This window comes from Vibrio superstes (assembly GCF_003569005.1).
Taxonomy (GTDB): Bacteria; Pseudomonadota; Gammaproteobacteria; order Enterobacterales; family Vibrionaceae; genus Vibrio; species Vibrio superstes.
Window position 1 is genome coordinate 1,511,319 of record NZ_BCUR01000004.1, and the last position, 19,967, is coordinate 1,531,285.

Sequence of the window (19,967 nt, forward strand, 5' to 3'; positions counted from 1 at the left end):
GCCTATGTAGCGATTGCCTTGATGCTTTAAATGTCTCTAAAAAGGCCCGCATGGTATACTTTTGAAAAATTAGAAAGGGTGTTAAGGGGAAATATGTTTACAGGAATTGTTCAGGGAACGGCTCGCGTTATCTCAATAGAGCAGAAGCAAGATTTTCAAACTCATGTCATTGAATTACCAGACTCATTGAGTGACAACATTTCCGTTGGGGCGTCTATTGCTCACAATGGTTGTTGTCTTACGGTGACCAAGGCAGATGACAGTAGAGTCACTTTTGATCTAATGAAGGCAACCTTGGATCTGACCAACTTGGGAGAGCTTCAATCAGGTGACTACGTCAACGTAGAGCGGGCTGCGCGCTTTGGTGACGAGATTGGCGGGCATAATATGTCCGGTCATATTTCTGGAACCGTCACCATTACAGATATTGTAAAAAGCCCCAATAACCAAACTATTTGGTTTGAAGCTAACACTGATAGTATTCGTTATATCTTGAAGAAGGGGTACATAGGCCTTGATGGATGTTCGCTAACCATTGCCGAAGTAGAAGGTAATCGATTTAGCGTGAATCTTATCCCTGAGACCCTTACTCGTACTTTATTTGGCCAGCGTGCCGCAGGCGATAGGATTAACCTTGAGGTTGACCCTCAAACACAGGCAATTGTTGATACTGTGGAGCGAGTGCTAGCTCAAAAAGCACTCTAGAAGATTTGCTCGTCGTCAGCATCAATCCTTAGTTCTACTTTATCTCTGACCTCGTCAAGCTCCATACTGAGGTGGATAGAGTGGCAACAGGCAGGGCAATCATCATAGAAGTCTTGATTGCCCTGCGTCGTATCTAGGGGAACCGTAATATGTTGTCCACAGTGTGGACAAGAAACATGTCGTTCAGCATATTCTTTCATAATGGTGCTCCTGACGCTGGGTTCAGTCTTCACGCATATTGTTTGAGTAGTTCGTCTATCCTCAGTTGCGCGTCATGTAAATAGTGCCCGCCGAATAGATTACAATGGTTCAACACATGGTAAAGATTATAGGTGTTTTTGCGCTCTTCATAACCTTCAAGTAGGGGTTTGATGCTCTTGTAACCTTGATAGAAAGCATCAGGGAAGCCCCCAAATAACTCGGTCATGGCAATATCACACTCTCTATCTCCCCAATAACAGGCAGGATCGTAACAAATAGGTCCAAACGGCGATTCGGCACAGTTGCCATGCCACAAGTCACCATGCAACAAGGCTGGTTTTGGATGGTGATTGGATAGCGAGAACTTGACGCTGTCTATGATTTCTTCCAGATTCCCAAACTCGATGCCTTTTTCTTTCAGTAACTGTAGTTGCCAGCCTATGCGCTGTTCTGCAAAGAACTGACACCACTTTTTGTGCCAACGGTTGGGCTGTACAGTGGCGCCAATATAATTGTCATTATCAAATCCGTACTCCTGCTGATCACCCCAAGAGTGTAAACGCGCAACAGCTTTACCAAACTGGTAGCTGGCTTCGTGATTAGATAATGGGTGTGTAGGCAGGTAATTGAGAATCAAAAAAGAGGCTTCTTTGGTTGAACCAAAGTGCACAATCTCTGGAGTGGCAACGGTATTAGAGAGTCTCAATTCGTTAAGGTTATCAACTTCAGCAGAAAAACTAGCAAGAAAATCCTTACTATTTATCTTGATAAAGTAACGCTGCTCTCCATCACTGATCATATAGCTTTCGCTGATATCACCGGAAGTGATACGGATCTTTTCTTCGATCTTGAATTCAAACATTAATACGTCTGAAAGTTGTTGGGTTATCGCCTGCCACATAAACGTACGCCTCAGCTGATCCTTACGTAGTTAAGTTTAGGCTAATTCTCGTTGGGTAATAGCAGTAGAGTGGTATTACCTAGTCTGGATCAAAAATTTTTTGTAGGAGTTGCTAGTTTACACGGCGAATTTGCCAGAATACGTCGGCCCAGTAAGGGGAGTCCAATCTGGATATGATGACGCCGCGAGATGTAGAGGCATGCATGAAGCTGTTGTCTTCTACATAGATCCCTACATGTCGCGTGTTGAAGCCTGTTTTAAAGAACACTAAGTCACCAAAACGTCTGTCGCCGTAGTCTACCTCGACACCCATCTGGCTCTGCAGTTCAGTGGTCCTTGGTAAGGGGTGTTTGAACAACTGTGAATAGGCGATTTGGGTAAACGCAGAGCAATCTATGCCGTTTCGTGTTGTCCCTCCCAGGCGATAGGGGGTCTGATGCCACACATTGTAAAACCGAAATAACTCATCACTTTTTTGTGCAGACACCTTGTCGTCAATTTGCTGGTCAATCTGGTTTGTGTTTACTCGTGCTTGAGAGTTCGTTTCGGGACCAGAAGCACACGCTGTAAGAAGCGAGCTTAATGTAAAGAGTAGTATTTTATAACGGCTTAGGTGCTTCATTAATTCTTCCTAAAAGGCTGAGTCAGCATTTTATCAATTCGTTGCTCTTGAGGCTCTCGGAAAACACCAATACCAATGTTCATCCCTTGATGACCCAACTTTGGTTGCTCTATGTAGCTACCAAATAGGCGATCCCAGATAGATAGGCAAAAGCCATAGTTGGAGTCGGTTTCTTGTCTTATGGTGGAGTGGTGGACCCTGTGCATATCAGGTGTCACTATCCACTTGCGAAGCATTCGGTCTACTAACAAAGGTAGGCGCATATTGCTGTGATTAAACATGGCGCTGGCATTGAGTACGACCTCAAAGATGATAACTGCAACCGGTGGCACACCGAGGGCGATGACTATGCCTATCTTTATCCACATGGACAACCAGATCTCAATGGGGTGAAAACGAGCGCCAGTGGTAACGTCAATGTCTTGGTCTGCGTGATGGACTTTATGTAGGTTCCACAGCGCAGGTAGCGTGTGAAATAAACGATGCTGCCAATAGATGGCACAATCTAGTGCTATTACAGCAACCGCAGTGGCGATAGGTAAAGGGACAGACAACCAATACAGCAACCCAATTTGGTTTTGCTCAGCCCATAGTGCGGCCTCTACGGCTAATAAAGGCATGGTAATCATCAAAATCACTGAGTTAACCCCGGTTAAACCGAGGTTGTTTAACCAACGAAAACCTTTTGGCTGCGTCAGTGGACGCTTGGGTTTAAGAGCCTCTATTAGTGCACAAATACATAGCACCGCTATAAAAACACTCAACCTTATGGATGCAACGTCCATTAATTATTTTTCTCCAAGGTGATGACAATTCTGGTGTGCTTCATTACTCTTACTTCCTTTTACGCAGTAGGGCGAAAAATGCGTGTACATGCCGTTCATAAACTCGTTGAGTACAGACTGAAACAATCCACTAAGCCCTTTAGTGCCAGAGGCTCCAAGGTAGATCGTTGCCCACATTGCCGCATTGCACAACAGTATTGTATCTGTGCTCATCAGCCCAAAGCTCACACTGGCTTTGCATCCTTGTTGATATACTCGGACAACGAAGTGCTAAAACCGAGCAATACTGGGCGACTCATTGCCGATATTTGTGGTGACGTCCATGCATATCAATGGAACCGTACTGAGCCTGATGCGCAGATGCTATCTCTACTACAAGATACAAGGTATCAGCCCATTCTGATATTTCCAGAAAATTATCTATTTGATTCTAATGAGCTTGTTCCAGATGATAGGCAAAGCTTTGTTCAGGATAAAATGCCGCTGTTTATTTTTCTAGATGCCAGTTGGCGTGAGGCGCGTAGGATCTATAGAAAGTCAGAGTATCTGCATCATTTACCTGTTGTGTCTATTCAACCAGAAAAAATCTCTGAATATGTAATGAGAAAATCAGAACATGAACAACATCTCGCCACTTGCGAGGTTGCTTCGCTTGTTTTTCAAGAGTTTGGATTAATCCTTGCGAGTGATGAACTGCAATCTTGGTTCGAAGTGTTCAAAGAAAGCTACATGCTGAGCAAAACTCGAGAAAAGAGAGATTTTAGCCGCCCAATACTCAATCAGTATTTATCAAAGTAGGGTTTTTAGTTACATCTTCGAGCGTAGTTTAACCGAATAGACTGATCGGGCTGTATTTTATGGCAGTCATCACGGTATGTATGCCATAAGATCTGGATAATACGAATTATTTTTCAATGAATTATACGGTTTAGTTTAGGAGATAACTGATGTTTTATGGCTTTGATGTGGGCGGCACTAAGATTGAATTTGGTGCGTTTAATGAGAGTCTGGAGCGTTTAGCGACAGAACGAGTGCCAACACCTGGTGATGACTATGCAAAGCTAGTTGAAACATTGGCAGGTTTGGTAGAAAAATACGATGCGCAATTTGGTGTAGAGGGTCTTATCGGCTTTGGTCTTCCAGGTATGGAAGATGCAGAAGACAATACTATTTTGACGGTAAACGTACCAGCAGCAAAAGGTAAGCCTTTACGCGCTGATCTTGAAGCTCGAATTGGCCGCAGCGTCAAGATCGAAAATGATGCGAATTGTTTTGCGCTGTCTGAAGCATGGGATGATGAACTAAAAGATGAAGAGTCGGTAATGGGCTTGATTCTTGGCACTGGTTTCGGTGGCGGTATCATTCATGAGGGTAAGGTTTTCTCTGGTCGTAACCACGTAGCAGGTGAGGTGGGTCATACCCGTCTTCCTATCGATGCATGGTTCCACTTGGGTGAGAACGCGCCTTTGCTAGGCTGTGGTTGTGGTAAGAAGGGTTGCTTAGACAGCTATCTATCTGGTCGTGGCTTCGAGCTAATCTACGCTCACTACTTTGGTGAAAAGAAGAAGGCTATCGACATCATCACCGCTTATAACGAGGGTGAAGAAAAAGCGGTTGAACACGTAGAGCGCTTTATGGAGTTGCTAGCAATCTGTTTTGCCAACATCTTTACGGCTTACGACCCGCATGTGGTTACTCTTGGCGGCGGTCTATCAAACTTCGAATTGATTTACGAAGAAATGCCTAAGCGTATACCTAAGTATTTAATGCCAGTGGCTAAGTGTCCTAAGATCATCAAGGCGAAACACGGTGATTCAGGTGGCGTACGTGGCGCAGCATTCCTAAATATTCGATAATCTTATCCCTTAGATCATCAAATAGAAAAGAGCACTTCGGTGCTCTTTTTTTGTCTAAAGATTCGCCCATAGATTGATCAGATGAATATGAATTGTTAAGTATCCTGTTCTGTTTATTCTATAAATGTAATTTTCGGTTCTTTTCACAGCAAAAATCTACAAATATTGGCGCTACTTTGCTATAAACACGCTTCAAATTTTCATGCCTGCTGAGAAGCAGTGAACAGGGGAATCATTTAATGAGACTTGCACACAAACGAAACGTGCAGATGAAGCTGCAAAAGCGCATCAAAACGAGCACTAAAACTGCTGCTTCTAAGACAGTGGTTAAAGCTGAAACAAAAGCAGCATTAATGACTGCAACCGTTGAAGTTAAGGTTGAAAACAATGCAGAAGCGAAGGCTTCAGACATTGCACTTACTCCAAAGCAACAACAGGTATTGGATATCGTTGTCGCTAACGCTGAAGGCATTAACCCTAAAGGGATTGGCTTAGAGGCAGGACAAGAAGAATCTAAAGCGGCTTCTTGGGCAACTGGCGCACTAAAAAAATTACTGACTGAGCATCTTGTTCAAAGAGAACAGTTGTCAGGAAATAAGGTTATCTACAAGGCTTTATAGTTTGAGCTTACGATACTAAGGTCAACAGACCCTAACAATGCCTCGATAAGTCGGGGCATTGTTGTATTTGGGGGAAGGTAATACCAATAGTAGTCAATAACTGATCATCCTAGCTTGTTAAAACACTCGATAACGGCATTAGAATTTTGGATTGTAGAATAACGACTTATCAAAAAGTTCTGCCTTGTTATCCAACATTTTCCCTACGCTATTTCTGACCACTTACTTACTGTGATTGGTATAACAATTGCGTCTTGGGTTAGATAAATTATCAAATTTGCGGGCTCCTGTGTATTTATACAGTGCCTGAATGAGACCCAATAAAAAGGGACCGTTAGGCCCCTTATGTTATTTTTTGCCAATCGGCTTGTTCTCTTTTGGTTTTAGCGTGATCTTGCCAAAGCCCAACTTTCTGAAGTAGTTGTCACGATAATCACGAACAGCTTTAGTATCAGAAACCGCTTCAATTTGTTGTTCCATCTTCAGGAACTCTTTCAGATCGATTCCCTCAGCTTCCGCTACCGCTTCATGAATATTGCGGTGTTCCTGATAAGAGAACAGTAGTTCTTTGTGTTCTTTGTTGTATACGTATTGAATCGTTCTTGCCATTGTATTCTCTGTTTAGTATTCGACGAATCATCGATGGTTAAGCTGGTTGTGAACTCACAGCAATGCGCGGTGGAGTAATGCCGTTCTTCTTGAACTCTTTCATTACACGCAGTGTGATATCAGTTTCGAACAGTTTCTCATATCCCGTATCGACAACATAGGCCTTACAGGTCAATTGTATCGCTAAATAGTTCTCAGTGATGGTTTGTTTGACTAAAACAACAACGGGTTTAGGAAGATGTATGTATCGGCTCGATGAAGCGGCCTCTTGTATCAGGTTTCTTGCTAGGTCTATGTCCTGATCCATTCCGATAAAGAAGGGGATAACTACTTGCATATCCAATGCACCGTAGTTGCCACTGACGGTGACTTCATTCAAGAATTTGTTATTAGGAATGGTAATGATGTCATCATTCAGGGTTCGCATTCGTACTGAGCGCAATCCAATGGTAATAATGTCGCCATAGTTCCCTTCAAAGGTGACACGGTCACCCACTTGGAAGGGACGGTCGATCATTACCGTTAAGCCTGCGATAAATGAAGCCGCTAGATCCTTTAAGGCAAAGCCCACCGAAACCGCAAGCGTACCGCCAATCAGTGCCAATATATGGTCGTTGATTCTGAAGCTGATCATGAACACCACAATACCGGCCGTGATGTAGATGAAAAACTGCAGGAAGGACTGTGCTTTTTGCAAAAGCATTCGGTACTGAACGAACTGAGTACTAACACTATCCACTATAGAGTCGATGAATCTTAGCAGTAACCAAGTACAGGCAATGATCAATACAGAAAATAGTACACCGCCCCAACGAACCAAGCTTGCAAAGTCCTGAATAGCGGTAACATCTGGCACTTCTTGCATTGCGAAAGAGAGACTACTGAAAGTAGTGATGAAAACAAGGAACAAAATTCTTAGCATATTATTTTACCAGTAGATGCTGACGGTGAAGGACATTAGTAACGTGGCGATACCAGTGATCTGAAATCTTTGCCTTATCGTCACTCCATTCAATGTAGCCACGGCTTTGGAAATAACGCAGAGTTCCTAATACTTCAGAGAGACTCAGCTGAGTACACTCAGACAGTTCTTCTTGGTTTGCCACTTCTAATTGAACAATTGAGCGAAGCACTGCCAACATAGGTTTTGGCATTTTTTCTAGCTCTTCAGATTCAGGTGCTCTAAATAACCTAACCACTATGCTGTCATCACTTTTATTGCGACGTAAAGACAATCTAAAGAATCTAAGGGCTACCGTTGGATTGCCATCGGCGTAGTGCCAAAGGATTCGATAGAAGCCATTTCGAGCACGGTCTTCTTCACTGATATTGTCGTGATCCCACTGTTTTGGTACCACAAGTCCCTCAAACGAGAGTCGATATTCATCTGATTGGTTGATTCGGGATTCCAATAGTTGAGAAACTTGCGCCTCGTTCCAGTTTGGAAGAAAAGAAACCCAATCAAACAACAATCTTTCTCCGCGAGCTCTATCTACAAAACGCCAACTCGCTTTCTCGATAGCGAGTACAGCGCGGTGGTTCTTCTTAGAACGACGTAATAGGTTAGTAAACCTAATTAAGCCATTGAGTCCACCCACCATAGGTTTTACTAAGCGCTGACCGTTATCAAGGGCAATGAGGTAGCTTTCATTACTTTTTCGAAGGTGGTTAAGGATTTGTATCTCGCCAGCTTCTCGATCAAGGCCTAATTGCTCGGCAAACTCTTGGATAAGTTCTGAATAACCCGCATAAGGGCAGTTGAGATAGATAGGCGTGGCATTCTTGACCTTATGAAGCAACTGTTTAAGGAAGGTAGTTGTGCCAATACCGCGCTCACCGGAAATAACACACACAGCAGGGTTGTTAGACAGTACGTATCGAGAGACCTGTTTGAACTCATCCGTTGCGTAGTCAATCAAGGTGCTGTCTTCGTGTCCTGGTGTAATGTACTTGAAGGTTTCGTCACCCTTAATGCGAACAAAGTTTTGTGAGTGCGCTTCACTTTCATTTTGTTTAGCGACTTCAATTTTGAAGAGGTAGGCGAGACCTTGACTGAAGAAGGTAAAATTCGACAGTTTGGCAACGATCATGCCCTGACATGTTGCGGTGAAAATCCAAATAATACCCAATACGGTGGCGATGATATTGAGCAGAAAGGTATTCTCATTCTTTTCAGCCCAAACAATCCATAGGGGTTTCTCTGGCATTTTTGCAATGCGACGGAAAACAATAGGTCGCCACTTACGCAAAACATTGATGGTAATAAGTACAAACCAGAAGAACACCAAACTAGATATCCAGTAATAAATGGTGCCTTTACCCACCATTCGCTGTGAAATCTGCAGGAATACGCCAACAAAGATAAAGCTCCATACATACCAACGTATCGTAGACAATCGAAGTGCGACGATTTCTTTACTGGAAGTGCGGCTGTTGCGGTAAGCGAATTCTAGAATAAAGCTAATCGCAATCGAGCCTCCTAAGATCCACCATGTGAAAATCTCTAGGACAATAAGCTGACTTAAACTTGGTATTGTAGAGAGCACACGCAGCGATAGAGTGATGGCAATAAGTACCGCTATAGCGCGATTTGCTCGACTGATATACCAAACCAAACGCATCCATAGAGGAGGACGAGTGCCATATTCTGTTTGTGCATTTTTGAAGGCTTCAATAAATCGCTTACTGTTGGCTAGCCACCAAGTCAGCACAAAGTAGATAAATAGAACCTTAATTACCGCCCACATCAAAGGGATCGGAGAAATAAAGATATCTTTGAGCAGCGCTTTAAAGCTGCGTATTTGCAGATGAAATAGAAACTCGCCGTTTAAACGCGTGATATACCACTCTTGCTTAAACTGAATCACACCAGACGGGCCAAAACCAGCAACTAAGTCTTTGGTAGAACTACTGGCGAGCCTTAGTAGCTTAGCCTTACTTTTACCTAAGCTACTTAGTGTCAGCCAAGAACGTTCAGCTATTTGCCAGTTTTCATCAGTGCTGTCGTCACTATAGGTGTTAATCTGCTCGTCGAACTGGTCAGCGTGTTTACGTTGCTCTGTAATGACCGCTTCCATCAACTGATTGACCTTGTCTCGATCCGCTCGCGACATAAACAGTGGCTCTGGCAATGTATCTATCTCTGTAGCAATGCTGATAGACACTTTGTCGATATTCGGTTCATCTGCTAAATCGTATTCCCAATTGGCATGAGCGCCAAAAGAAAATAAAGCGAGCAGCAGAGGAAGGAAGAATAGTTTTGAACGCATGATTCTCTCTTGTCGGTTTGATTCCTTGAAAAGTTTAGTGCAGAGAATGTGTTTCACGAAATTTTTTGTGAAAAAACATTGAATTAGAGGTAAAACATTTCACTAAAAGATGCGATCTCAGTCTCTTTATTTACCCCTTGTATGAATGTTAATCTTTATTAACAATTCATTAGCAATTGCTTTGGGGCCTCTATTATGAACTTTCCATACAAAAACATAGTCGTGTTAACCGGTGCTGGTATCTCAGCGGAATCGGGAATCCAAACGTTTCGAGCTCAAGATGGGCTTTGGGAGAATCATCGTATTGAAGACGTTGCAACACCAGAAGGCTTTGCTAAAGATCCCGTGTTGGTGCACTCTTTTTACAATATGCGCCGCCAGAAACTCTTGTCTGAGTCTATTCAGCCAAATGCGGCACATAAAGCGTTGGGGCGTCTTGAAGAGATGTTGGATGGAACTGTCACGGTAGTGACGCAGAACATCGATAACCTTCACGAAAGGGGCGGGACCAATAACATAGTGCATATGCATGGTGAATTACTGAAGGCTCGTTGCAGCGAATCAGGTCAAGTGGTTGAACAACTGACAGACCTTAATGATGGTGATCTGTGCCATTGTTGTCAGATACCTCATCAAATGCGACCGCATATTGTTTGGTTTGGAGAGATGCCGCTGCAAATGGATAGAATCTATGCCGCGATAGAAGAGGCGGATCTTTTTGTTTCTATCGGTACATCAGGGGTGGTTTATCCGGCAGCAGGTTTTGTGCATGATGCGAAAATGCACGGCGCGCACACCATAGAAATCAACCTAGAGCCGAGTGCGGTGCAGAGCGAGTTTGAAGAAAAGCGCTATGGCCCTGCAGGTGTTGAAGTGCCTAAATTGGTCGAAGAGTTGCTCTCGTAAACCAAAGTGTATTAGCGCCTTTTAACGTCTAGGAATAGTTGTTCGTATTTCAGGCGACTGTCAGGTGAATTGAGCTTGAAGTGACCATTTTCAATAGTCTCAGCAGATAGCAATTGCAGTCGTTGGCCCTCTATAGAAAGGCCATCAATCACAGGGGTTAAGCCTGAGTAAAGTGAAATTTGTGACTGAACGGTCTTATGCATAAGGAAATTCATTAGCAAAAGCGCGTCTTCTTCTGCGTCGCTGTCAATGTTCATAGACAGGGCATAGGCATCTAAAATAGCGCCTTCAGTAGGCCACTCAATTGCGATGTCCGCATCTTCTAGGCTGCCAATATACGCGTGGTCATTACTCAATATACCAACAGAGACTTGTCCCGATAGAAAATGCATCTCTGGGTCTTCTTTTGATAGGAAGGCCGCATTATTTCGCATATCGAGGAGCCATTGTTTTGATTGTTCTAGTTGCTTGTCGGTTGCATTGTTGATGGGATGACCCATGGCCAGAAGTGCAATAGAGACCAGTGTTTGAGCATCATCTAAAATGAGAAGTTGCCCAGTCCACTGTTCATCATGAAGATCAACCCATTGTGAAAGCATCGAGGGTGGCAACATTTTAGAGTTGGTCGCTATACCGACACCTTGAACCATCAAAGGCACTGAGTATTGGTAATGTTGGGCAAGTTCGACTCGATTTAACTCGGGTTTAATCTTGCTTGCGTTGGACAGCGAGCCTTTTGCTAGCGGCTTAAAGTGGCTCACGAGTTCTGTTTGTGCTGGGAAATAGCTGTACGGAATTAACGTAAGATCTACGGCGGAATAATCTCGTCTACTGATATGTTGTGGGGTGTCTATATTATAAACACGTTGCTCTACGATGATACCCGTTTGAGCGGTAAACTCAGATAGAACAGACGGCGGGATCAGATTGTTGGGTAGATAGATACTGACGGCACGCGCAGTGATACTATCTACAGATTCTTCTTCAAGCGGCTGCTCTGATTTAGAAAAAACAGAAAAGCTAAAGAATAAGGATAGAAGGCCGAAGGTCTGAGTAATTCGCATTAGTAGAGCCATAGTTGTAACGTTAGCTTTCCCTTAAGTATCTTTTAGGGCGCGAGTATAACAGAAGCGCAACGGTTTGCACTTAAAGAGGTTTCGTACGATTCACGCCACGATTTTGAGATGTTGAAAATTTGTACGAGAAATGGTGCAGATGGTTTGTTTGTATGCTCAAAACAGAGTTAAGTGATAGGACCTTATGCTTAGGACTATGCCGTAACGCCAGTTTACAGGTATACTTGCGCCAGAATATTTTCTTTTAAAGGCAAGGACCTAAAGATTCAATGAGCGATCCGATAGAGAAAAACTTCAACCTTGGTGGTAGCGTAGAAAAGGCACTGGCTGGGGACTTTGAATTAAAGCCCATCAGTGTGATTAGTGAAGCATGGCAACTGACGATGCGTAACTTTTTGACTTTTTCTCCCGCTGTTATCCTTCTTATCGCCATCCAAGCTGCCATTTTTATCGTTGCACTTAAACTGCAAATTGGTGATCTCTCAGCAATCTTAGTTATGTTTCAAGACCCTGAGTCTTTGCAGCCTGGCATCTTTCAATCGATCTTTGTGGCGAACTTTAGCTATGAAGTGGTAGCAGCGCCTATCTATGCTGGCGTTGCGTTGATGGCAATGAGTCATGCGGCAGGCCTGAGAACCGAGACCAGACACATCACCAAAGGTTTGCCCTTTATGATGCCTGTAATTCTGGTCACTATGCTCAATCTATTGTCTCAAGCAATTGCTGGAGCATTACTGCCGTTCTTATCTCTTTATCTTTCTCTTGCCTTTAGTAATGCGGTTTTATTGGTCTGTGAGAAGCGTCTGACCCCAGTTAAAGCCCTATGGACATCGATGCGCGCAGTGAATAAACGCATCTTCTCTATTGCGGTTATCTATCTTGTGACCATGTTTGCATTTGTTGCTGGCATGATGCTGTATGGTCTAGGTCTAGTTATCGCTGTACCGTTTTTCTTCCATGCAAAAGGTATTATCTACCGCAATATGTTTGGTATTCGCTTGCAGGTTGTTGCCACACAACAAGATGCACCAAAGCAAGAGACGGAGCAAGATGAGCATATTGATGAGTCTGACGATGACAACACCCCTCCAACATCGGGTACCCCTCGAGGTGGCTCAAACACATTTGATGCATAGGAAAATCGCTTAAAATGAAATGTCGTATATTGACCGCGGCGCTTTTGGTCATGGGCCTAAATACAGCACAGGCCGAAGAATACATGTTTACCTACAGCAAGCTGTATTCGCCATTAAAACACAATCTGAAAGAGCCACAACAAGACGTCAAAGTAGGGCTCTTCTTTACAAACTTTGAAACCAAACAACCTTGTTCAATAAATAAGGCTTGGATGGAAAAAGAAGAACACTTTGAAGAGTTGACTATCAGTGAGAACGGAGAGGTGAATGTGCCTCTAGATAGTAACCTTAAGAGTGCCAATCCTTTAGTTTATATTCACACGCAAAAAGACGCGCGTTGTGATTACTCTTTGGTTGTCTTAACAAAAGAGCCTTTGAAAGGAGAAGTAGGGTATGCAGAGTTAGAGAGTAAAACCTCTCAAATGAAAACTGTGCTTGGCGGTCTAGGTGGTATGTTCTCGAGCTGGTTTACTCCAGATATTGAAGGCGTAACACTTGAGTTCACCCCGGATACTGTTAAGCAAATCATGCTTTCAAATGGCAAGGCTGTCCCGGTCAACGAACAAGGAAAAGCCATCCTTAAGTTAGAGGATTTGAGTGACGGTGTCACGGCTAATATATCTGAGCAAACTCAACGGGTTATGCCATACATTCAACAGTAATGCAGATACAAAAAGGCCGGAGCAATTTAGTCTCCGGCCTTCTTTTATTCGGTTGGTAATTATACCAATCGTAGTAATACCAATCGTACTAAATAACTGGTCATCCTAGCTTGTTAAAATACTCGATAACGGCGTTAGAATTTTTCATTGTAGAATAATGACTTATCAAAAAGTTCTGCCTTGTCCTCGAGAATTTTTCCTACGCTATTCCTGATCACTTACTTAGTGTGATTGGTATAAATAACTGATCATCCTATCTTGTTAAAACACTCGATAACGGCGTTAGAATTTTTGATTGTAGAATAACGACTTATCAAAAAGTTCTGCCTTGTTATCCAGCGTTTTTCCTACGCAATTTCTGACCACTTACTGTGATTGGTATTAAACGTTAGTTACGTCTAACTGAAGCTTAGGGTCAAACTCCATTGGTTCATTTTCTGTCGTTGCTACAGGCATCTCTTCTTTATCAAAACCAATATCACCGCCATTGATCACGCCAGAATCTTGGTCAACCGATTTAAAATCGAACAAATCAAAGTCTGCTAGATGGCTAGGTACTACGTTTTGCATAGCACGGAACATGGTTTCTATACGGCCTGGGAATTGCTTGTCCCAACCGTTTAGCATCTGCTTGATATTTTGACGCTGCAAGTTTGGCTGTGACCCACAAAGGTTACACGGAATGATAGGGTATTCGCGCATATTGGCAAACTTGATGATGTCTTTTTCACGACAGTAAGCCAATGGACGGATTACAACGTGCTCGCCGTTATCTGAAACCAACTTTGGTGGCATTGCCTTCATCCTACCGCCATGAAACATGTTCAAGAACAGTGTTTCTATGATGTCATCACGGTGATGGCCAAGGGCAATTTTGGTTGCGCCAAGCTCTTTGGCTGTACGATACAAGATACCGCGACGCAGACGTGAGCAAAGAGAGCAGGTTGTTTTGCCTTCAGGGATCTTGTCTTGAACGATAGAGTAGGTGTCTTCTTCTACAATCTTATATTCAACACCAAGAGTCTCTAGATATTCTGGAAGAATATGGTCAGGGAATCCTGGTTGCTTTTGGTCAAGATTAACAGCAATCAACGAGAAATCGATTGGAGCACTCTTCTTAAGGCTCATCAAGATCTCAAGCATAGTAAAGCTATCCTTGCCTCCAGATAGACAAACCATAATGCGATCGCCTTCTTCAATCATGTTGAAGTCTCTGATTGCGTTGCCTGTGTCACGACGAAGACGCTTTTGCAACTTGTTAAAGTTGTATTGTTGGGCCTTGGTGCGCTCTTGAACTTGTTCGCTCATTTAACTATCCGGATCTTGATTAAAAAGAGAGTGCGTATGATACGGATATTCTAGGCAGTTTCCAGTGAAAAAACCGCGAACATAAAAAAGCGGTGTTGCCACCGCTTTAACTATGAACTTGTTTGATCATTTACTGAAGCTAACTGCCGTGCGGATCCAGTGGGCTTACATAACCGCTCGGTTTGAGAGCCAATACGTCACAATTAATTTCATCAATGATGTTTTCCGCTGTGTTACCTAGGAATACCGCTGACAAGCCAGTTCTACCAGAAGTACCAAGTACAACTAATCCAGCGCCAAGGTCTTTCACCGCTTTAGGTATAACATCTTGAGGTAAGCCTTGCTCAACAATGGTTTGCTCTTCCGCTATGCCATATTCTTGTCGAAGGGCTTTCATGCTTTTCAGGTGGTGACCGCGGACAGAATCGGTGTAGATGGTTGGATCAAACTCAGGTAATTCGACGGTGATGTTTGGAGGAGTGATAGGGTAAGAGTTGACTAAGTGCATCTCAGCATCAAGTCGGCTTGAGAGATCAAGTGCCTGTTCAACCATTCTGTGGTTGAGCTCAAGGTGAGCCTCATTCTCTGAACCAACGTGAACGGATACCACTACATGACCTTTCTCTGGCCAATCATGGTTTTTAACCAGCAGTACGGCACAAGGGCATTTTCGTAGTAGGTGCCAGTCTGTTGGGGTAAATAGCACAGATTCGAGAAGGTCATGTTGGCGTGTTGTTTTAACTACAAGCTCATAGTCTTTAGCAAACACTTCGCTGATGATGGCTTCATAAGGTCTGTTGTGCCAAACCACCTTAATATCGAGCTCAATGTGCTCATCATCTCTATAGGGTTCTGCGACTTCTTTCATCCATTGTTCACGTTGATGGATCACACCAGCGCGCATCGCATTTCTTTCATCAGGGGAGAGCATAGATGTCATTTCATACGAAAAGTCATATATTGCGAGGAAAAAAGTAATCTTACTTGGTGACTTACTTTTCTTTCCGATTTGCATGGCTCGAGCCAAGGCTGGCTGCTGCTCTGCGTCGATATTGGCAACAACCAGAATGTTGTTGTATATACTCATAGACCACCCGTTTCATTCTATTAACGATAAGTACAATATAACTCTACTGTGAAGAAAAGTGTTAGATTGCAATCTAAGATTAGACGAAAAAAGAGTGACTTATTAGTGATTTAGAAGAAAAAAATGAGGAATTTGAAGTGACTCAACTAAGAGTCACTTCAAAGAGTCGGTTAGCTACGGCTAGCGCCTGCTAATTTTGCGAGAGCATCGTGGTCGTTGATCGTAATGTACTTACCTTTAACAGCAAGAATATCTGATTTTTGGAAGCGACCTAATAGACGACTGATAGTCTCGACCGTTAGACCAAGGTAGTTGCCGATATCACCACGTGTCATGGTCAATCGGAATTCTCTTGGGCTGAAGCCACGCTGAGAAAAACGCTCAGATAGGTTATACAGGAAGGCCGCTAAGCGCTCTTCTGCATTCTTCTTAGAGAGAAGCAAAATCATATCCTGATCGCCTTTGATCTCACTGCTCATCAAGCGCATGATCTGCTGGCGCAGTTTTGGCATTTTACCTGACAAGTCATCAAGAATTTCATAAGGGATCTCACACACCATCGACGTTTCCAAAGCTTGTGCGAAGCTTGGGTGTGATTGCGTGTTGATCGCATCGAAACCAACCAAATCGCCCGCTAGGTGGAACGCGGTAATCTGCTCGTCGCCTTGTTCGGTAATTGTGTAGCTTTTGATTGTCCCTGAACGAATCGCGTACAAGGATTTCAACTCGTCACCAGCCTTGAAAAGCTCTTGGCTTTTCTGAATCGGCTTCTTGCGTTCAATGATCTGATCGAGTTGATCAAGCTCTGTATCATTCAGCGTAAATGGAATGCAAAGCTGTGAAATACTGCAATCTTGGCAATGAATAGCACAACCACCGGACTGTATACGCTTTGTTGCTGGTTTCTCAATATTAATCATATTTATTAGATTTACATATAATTGATTTACGTCAATATACTAGCACTTTCAACCCTAAATGGGTAGCCATATAAACGTTCGTTATATCAGATAGTTAACTAATTCATTTGACTAATTAGCTAACAAAAATATTGAGTACGTTGCATAAGCAATCATCAAACTTCCAATTATGCGACGAACGATAGGAGATCGAAAAAACTGAGAATACTTAGCGGAACCCGCGCCAATGAGAATCATTGCGGGTAGGGTGCCTAATCCAAAGCACCCCATAATTAGTAGGCCATTAGTTGCGCTGCCAGAGACCGCAGCCCAACTCAACATCGAGTAGACCATTCCGCAAGGAATCCAGCCCCACACCATACCAAAAGGGTAGGCATACCAAGGAGAGCGCAAAGGAATCATTTTAGTCGCAACAGGAGAGAGAAACTTCCATAAGTACTGTCCCATTTTTTCTATCTTTAAAAGTCCGTTCCACCATTGCGCCAAATACAAACCTAATAACAGAATCATCACAGCAGCGATGGCGCGCAATACGGTTAAAAAGTGGGTGGAATCAAAAACATTGACACTACTTGCGACTGTACCGCCAACGAGTGCGCCAATGACAAGATACGAGGATATGCGCCCAAAGTTATACAATAGAGTAATTTGGAACGAGCTCTGGCGTCCATTTAAAGCAACAGCGCTGGCTATTCCACCGCACATTCCCATGCAGTGACCTGCGCCGGCTAGTCCAATAAGAAAGGCACCTAACCAATCAATATTGCTCATTTCTCTTTCTTACTCTCGTCAGACGGAATGTCATCTTCTTCGAACAGGATGTTATGTCCTTGGCGATCAAGATCTTCAAACTGCTCCGACTTAACTGCCCATAGAAATACGGCCACCGCTATGGCGACCAGTACGATTGCTATGGGAATCAGAATGTATAGACTTTCCATGTTTATTTAGTAATCTCAGTGAGTTAGTAACTACGATGATGGAGCTTGCTGACATGCCCACCACGGCAATATAAGGCGCGACCAATCCGCAAACCGCTAGTGGCAGAATGAGTAGATTGTATCCAAGCGACCAAGCTAGGTTTTCTCTAATTATCTTACGAGTTTTAAGGGCAAGGGTGCGCGCCTCGATTAATTTATCTAACTTATCTCCCAAAAGTACCATATCCGCTGAGGATTTGGCGACATCAGTCCCGCCGCCCATTGCGACAGAAAGGTGGGCACCAGCAAGGGTCGGGGCATCATTAATACCATCACCGATCATGAGTGACACATCTTTCTTAGGGAGGCTATTGAAATAGTTGAGCTTTCCCTCAGGGCTTACACCAGCTTTGAGCTCGTCAATGCCTAACTGTTTGGCGACAGGCGCCGCATTCAGTTCGTTGTCGCCGGTAAGTAAGGTCGTGCGAATACCTAAGTTTTTAAGAGATTGAATGAAGCCTTGGCTGCTGTCTCTGATTGGGTCACTGTAAGTAAAGGTTGCCGCCAATTCATCATTGATAGACAGATAAACCGTATGCGGTGTGTTTGCAATTGTGCTGTCACAAACAAACTTATAACTGCCTATCTTACAATCTAGCAAATCCACTTTTCCGGTGAGACCAGAGCCTATATGGTTTTCTACCGCTTCAGCCGTTATTGACTCATCAATGTGTGGTCTAAACGCCACGGCGATAGGGTGGTTGGCGTGAGCTTCAAGGGCGGATGCAATTGCCAGCACCTGTGATTTTTGCCACTGTCCAAAAGTCGTTACGCTAGCGAGCGATACCTTTCCTTCAGTGAGCGTGCCTGTTTTATCGACGATGACGTGATTGATCTTACATAGTGTCTCAATGGCATGCGACTTTCGTAATAATATGCCAAGGTCGCCCATTCTTGAGGTTGAACAAGTAATGGCGGTTGGCGTCGCTAACGAAAGGGCGCAAGGGCATGTGGCAACCAATACGGCCAACATGATCCAAAATGCGTCTTCAGGTTGGTTCTGCTGCCAATAGAAGTAGGTGCAGGCAGAAATAATCAAGATTGCGGCTACGAAATAACGGGCTACAACATCCGCTATTTCAGCGATCTTTGGCTTGGTTGCCTGTGCTTCATCCTGAAGCCTAACAATATTGGCAATCATGCTTTCTTGTTTGCGACAGGCAACTTCTAAAGTAAAGGTTTGCTCACCGTTGATAGTGCCGGCATACACTGTTTCGCCAGTACTTTTCTTAACGTGCAAAGACTCTCCGGTCAGCATCGATTCATCGACGAATACCGCTTTATCCAGTACATAGCCATCGGCGGGAACGTGTTCACCCGCTAGCACTCGCACACGGTCTCCGATGCTTAGGGTTTTAACCGGCACCTGGTTGCCATCTTCTAGTGTCGCCATAGCAGGGACAAGCTTTAGTAAGTTGGCACTGGCCGCGGCTGCCTTGCGACGTGCTCGCATCTCGAGAAATCTTCCGAGTAATAAGAAGAAGGTAAACATTGAGATGGATTCAAAAAACACTTCGCCACTTTGTGTAAAGGTAGCGATTAAACTTGCGAAGTACGCAAAAATTAAGGCAATAGAAACGGGTACGTCCATACCGAGTGTTCTGGCTTTTAAGCTTCGCCATGCATTCATGTAAAAGGGCAGAGCAGAATATAGCAGAACAGGTGTAGCGAAAATCAGACTGACAATTCTGAAATAGTGTTTAAACTCAGGCTCTAAGTTACCGAATACCTCAAGATACAAAGCCACGGCCAGCATCATGACCTGCATGGTTGCCAGTCCCGCAATACCGAGCTTGTATAGGTATTGCTTCATCGCTCGATAATAGGTTTCTTCTTGTTTATCGGCTTCGAAAGGGGCTGCTTTGTACCCTAGTTTATGGATCGCGCTCAGTAATTCACTCAGCTTGGTTTGTGTTTTATCCCAAGACAATAGGGCTCTATGAGTGGCGGTATTGACGTGAATACGAACCACGCCCTTGTGTGCATTCATTTTCTTTTCAATTAGCCAAGCACAGGCGGCGCAAGATACCCCTTCGAGTGACAACGTCACTTCCGAGGTGTTTTCATCATTGCGTACAAACTCGGATTGCACTTGCTCGTTGTCGTAATGGATCAACGATTGCAACTGTTCAGGAACGAGATCGACTCGCTCTGCTTTCTCTGTACGGTATTGATAGTAAGAGCTTAAACCACTATCTACGATAGTCTGTGCCACGGATTCACAACCAGGGCAACACATCTCTCTCGATTCTTTTAGAATCGTGACGCGATAGTTCGTGTTCTCTGGTACATCTTCACCGCAGTGATAACACGATTTTTCCATA

Annotated in this window: 21 protein-coding genes; 7 read left to right on the forward strand and 14 right to left on the reverse strand. The window is 43.7% G+C overall.

The genetic code is table 11. The features are described 5' to 3' along the window. The first annotated feature begins 93 nt into the window (after positions 1–93). Positions 94–705 carry a riboflavin synthase subunit alpha gene (locus tag D5I41_RS14990; protein WP_119010470.1) on the forward strand — a complete coding sequence of 204 codons (612 nt, stop codon included), beginning with the start codon at positions 94–96 and terminating at the stop codon, positions 703–705. Here D5I41_RS14990 and D5I41_RS14995 read toward each other — a convergent pair. The 4 genes from D5I41_RS14995 to D5I41_RS15010 form a co-directional block, all read right to left on the reverse strand. Next, complete coding sequence (locus D5I41_RS14995) at positions 702–905, reverse strand: CPXCG motif-containing cysteine-rich protein (RefSeq protein ID WP_102321835.1); 204 nt, start codon at positions 903–905, stop codon at positions 702–704. The two genes, D5I41_RS14990 and D5I41_RS14995, sit on opposite strands and share 4 nt — an antisense overlap. A gap of 29 nt (positions 906–934) precedes the next feature. Then, a complete protein-coding gene (locus D5I41_RS15000; RefSeq protein WP_119010471.1) occupies positions 935–1,807 on the reverse strand; it encodes a fructosamine kinase family protein in 873 nt (290 codons plus the stop codon). Between the two features lie 112 nt (positions 1,808–1,919). Beyond that, a complete protein-coding gene (locus D5I41_RS15005; RefSeq protein ID WP_119010472.1) occupies positions 1,920–2,429 on the reverse strand; it encodes a C40 family peptidase in 510 nt (169 codons plus the stop codon). Next, complete coding sequence (locus D5I41_RS15010) at positions 2,429–3,214, reverse strand: sterol desaturase family protein (protein WP_119010473.1); 786 nt, start codon at positions 3,212–3,214, stop codon at positions 2,429–2,431. Before D5I41_RS15010 ends, D5I41_RS15005 begins: the two co-directional genes overlap by 1 nt. Before the next feature lie 78 nt (positions 3,215–3,292). Between D5I41_RS15010 and D5I41_RS15015 the strand changes: the two genes are divergently transcribed. The 3 genes from D5I41_RS15015 to D5I41_RS15025 all read left to right on the forward strand — a co-directional run bounded on the left by D5I41_RS15015 (position 3,293) and on the right by D5I41_RS15025 (position 5,690). Then, on the forward strand, positions 3,293–4,012 hold the full coding sequence (locus D5I41_RS15015) for a tRNA-uridine aminocarboxypropyltransferase (RefSeq protein WP_235868926.1): 720 nt from the start codon (positions 3,293–3,295) through the stop codon (positions 4,010–4,012). Positions 4,013–4,161: 149 nt separating this feature from the next. Then, on the forward strand, positions 4,162–5,070 hold the full coding sequence (gene nagK / locus D5I41_RS15020; protein ID WP_119010475.1) for an N-acetylglucosamine kinase: 909 nt from the start codon (positions 4,162–4,164) through the stop codon (positions 5,068–5,070). A gap of 239 nt (positions 5,071–5,309) precedes the next feature. Continuing rightward, on the forward strand, positions 5,310–5,690 hold the full coding sequence (locus D5I41_RS15025) for a MarR family transcriptional regulator (RefSeq protein WP_119010476.1): 381 nt from the start codon (positions 5,310–5,312) through the stop codon (positions 5,688–5,690). A gap of 348 nt (positions 5,691–6,038) precedes the next feature. On the opposite strand, the gene D5I41_RS15030 is transcribed toward D5I41_RS15025, so the two are convergent. From D5I41_RS15030 to D5I41_RS15040, 3 genes are read right to left on the reverse strand one after another with little or no spacing between them, the layout of a single operon-like run. Then, positions 6,039–6,299 (reverse strand): DUF2960 family protein, encoded by a 261-nt coding sequence (locus D5I41_RS15030; RefSeq protein ID WP_017030652.1) that lies wholly within the window; start codon positions 6,297–6,299, stop codon positions 6,039–6,041. Between the two features lie 37 nt (positions 6,300–6,336). After that, positions 6,337–7,164, reverse strand: a complete 828-nt coding sequence (locus D5I41_RS15035) for a mechanosensitive ion channel family protein (RefSeq protein WP_371860110.1) — start codon at positions 7,162–7,164, stop codon at positions 6,337–6,339. Positions 7,165–7,222: 58 nt separating this feature from the next. After that, the gene (locus D5I41_RS15040; protein WP_119010478.1) at positions 7,223–9,568 is read right to left on the reverse strand and encodes an ATP-binding protein; all 2,346 of its coding nucleotides are present in this window, start codon (positions 9,566–9,568) and stop codon (positions 7,223–7,225) included. Positions 9,569–9,763: 195 nt separating this feature from the next. Here D5I41_RS15040 and cobB point away from each other — a divergent pair, with 195 nt between their 5' ends. Continuing rightward, complete coding sequence (gene cobB, locus D5I41_RS15045) at positions 9,764–10,474, forward strand: Sir2 family NAD+-dependent deacetylase (protein ID WP_017030649.1); 711 nt, start codon at positions 9,764–9,766, stop codon at positions 10,472–10,474. An 11-nt stretch (positions 10,475–10,485) separates the two neighbouring features. On the opposite strand, the gene D5I41_RS15050 is transcribed toward cobB, so the two are convergent. After that, positions 10,486–11,538: an ABC transporter substrate-binding protein gene (locus D5I41_RS15050; RefSeq protein WP_235868927.1), complete on the reverse strand. Its 1,053-nt coding sequence runs from the start codon at positions 11,536–11,538 to the stop codon at positions 10,486–10,488. A 281-nt stretch (positions 11,539–11,819) separates the two neighbouring features. Between D5I41_RS15050 and D5I41_RS15055 the strand changes: the two genes are divergently transcribed. Both D5I41_RS15055 and D5I41_RS15060 read left to right on the forward strand, forming a co-directional pair. Continuing rightward, the gene (locus D5I41_RS15055; RefSeq protein ID WP_119010480.1) at positions 11,820–12,686 is read left to right on the forward strand and encodes a DUF2189 domain-containing protein; all 867 of its coding nucleotides are present in this window, start codon (positions 11,820–11,822) and stop codon (positions 12,684–12,686) included. 14 nt (positions 12,687–12,700) lie between these two features. Beyond that, positions 12,701–13,348 carry a DUF2987 domain-containing protein gene (locus D5I41_RS15060; protein WP_119010481.1) on the forward strand — a complete coding sequence of 216 codons (648 nt, stop codon included), beginning with the start codon at positions 12,701–12,703 and terminating at the stop codon, positions 13,346–13,348. A gap of 381 nt (positions 13,349–13,729) precedes the next feature. Here the strand turns inward: D5I41_RS15060 and ttcA are convergent, their stop codons facing one another. The 6 genes from ttcA to D5I41_RS15090 form a co-directional block, all read right to left on the reverse strand. Beyond that, positions 13,730–14,656: a tRNA 2-thiocytidine(32) synthetase TtcA gene (ttcA, locus tag D5I41_RS15065; protein WP_119010482.1), complete on the reverse strand. Its 927-nt coding sequence runs from the start codon at positions 14,654–14,656 to the stop codon at positions 13,730–13,732. Between the two features lie 139 nt (positions 14,657–14,795). Beyond that, complete coding sequence (gene uspE, locus D5I41_RS15070; protein WP_119010483.1) at positions 14,796–15,743, reverse strand: universal stress protein UspE; 948 nt, start codon at positions 15,741–15,743, stop codon at positions 14,796–14,798. Between the two features lie 170 nt (positions 15,744–15,913). Continuing rightward, positions 15,914–16,663, reverse strand: a complete 750-nt coding sequence (fnr, locus tag D5I41_RS15075) for a fumarate/nitrate reduction transcriptional regulator Fnr (RefSeq protein ID WP_119010484.1) — start codon at positions 16,661–16,663, stop codon at positions 15,914–15,916. A gap of 111 nt (positions 16,664–16,774) precedes the next feature. Further along, positions 16,775–17,434: a sulfite exporter TauE/SafE family protein gene (locus D5I41_RS15080; RefSeq protein WP_119010485.1), complete on the reverse strand. Its 660-nt coding sequence runs from the start codon at positions 17,432–17,434 to the stop codon at positions 16,775–16,777. After that, the gene (gene ccoS, locus D5I41_RS21445; protein WP_119010486.1) at positions 17,431–17,604 is read right to left on the reverse strand and encodes a cbb3-type cytochrome oxidase assembly protein CcoS; all 174 of its coding nucleotides are present in this window, start codon (positions 17,602–17,604) and stop codon (positions 17,431–17,433) included. The genes D5I41_RS15080 and ccoS overlap by 4 nt, the downstream gene beginning before the upstream one ends. Continuing rightward, positions 17,525–19,966 carry a heavy metal translocating P-type ATPase gene (locus D5I41_RS15090; RefSeq protein ID WP_119010487.1) on the reverse strand — a complete coding sequence of 814 codons (2,442 nt, stop codon included), beginning with the start codon at positions 19,964–19,966 and terminating at the stop codon, positions 17,525–17,527. Before D5I41_RS15090 ends, ccoS begins: the two co-directional genes overlap by 80 nt. Between the last annotated feature and the right edge of the window lies 1 nt (position 19,967).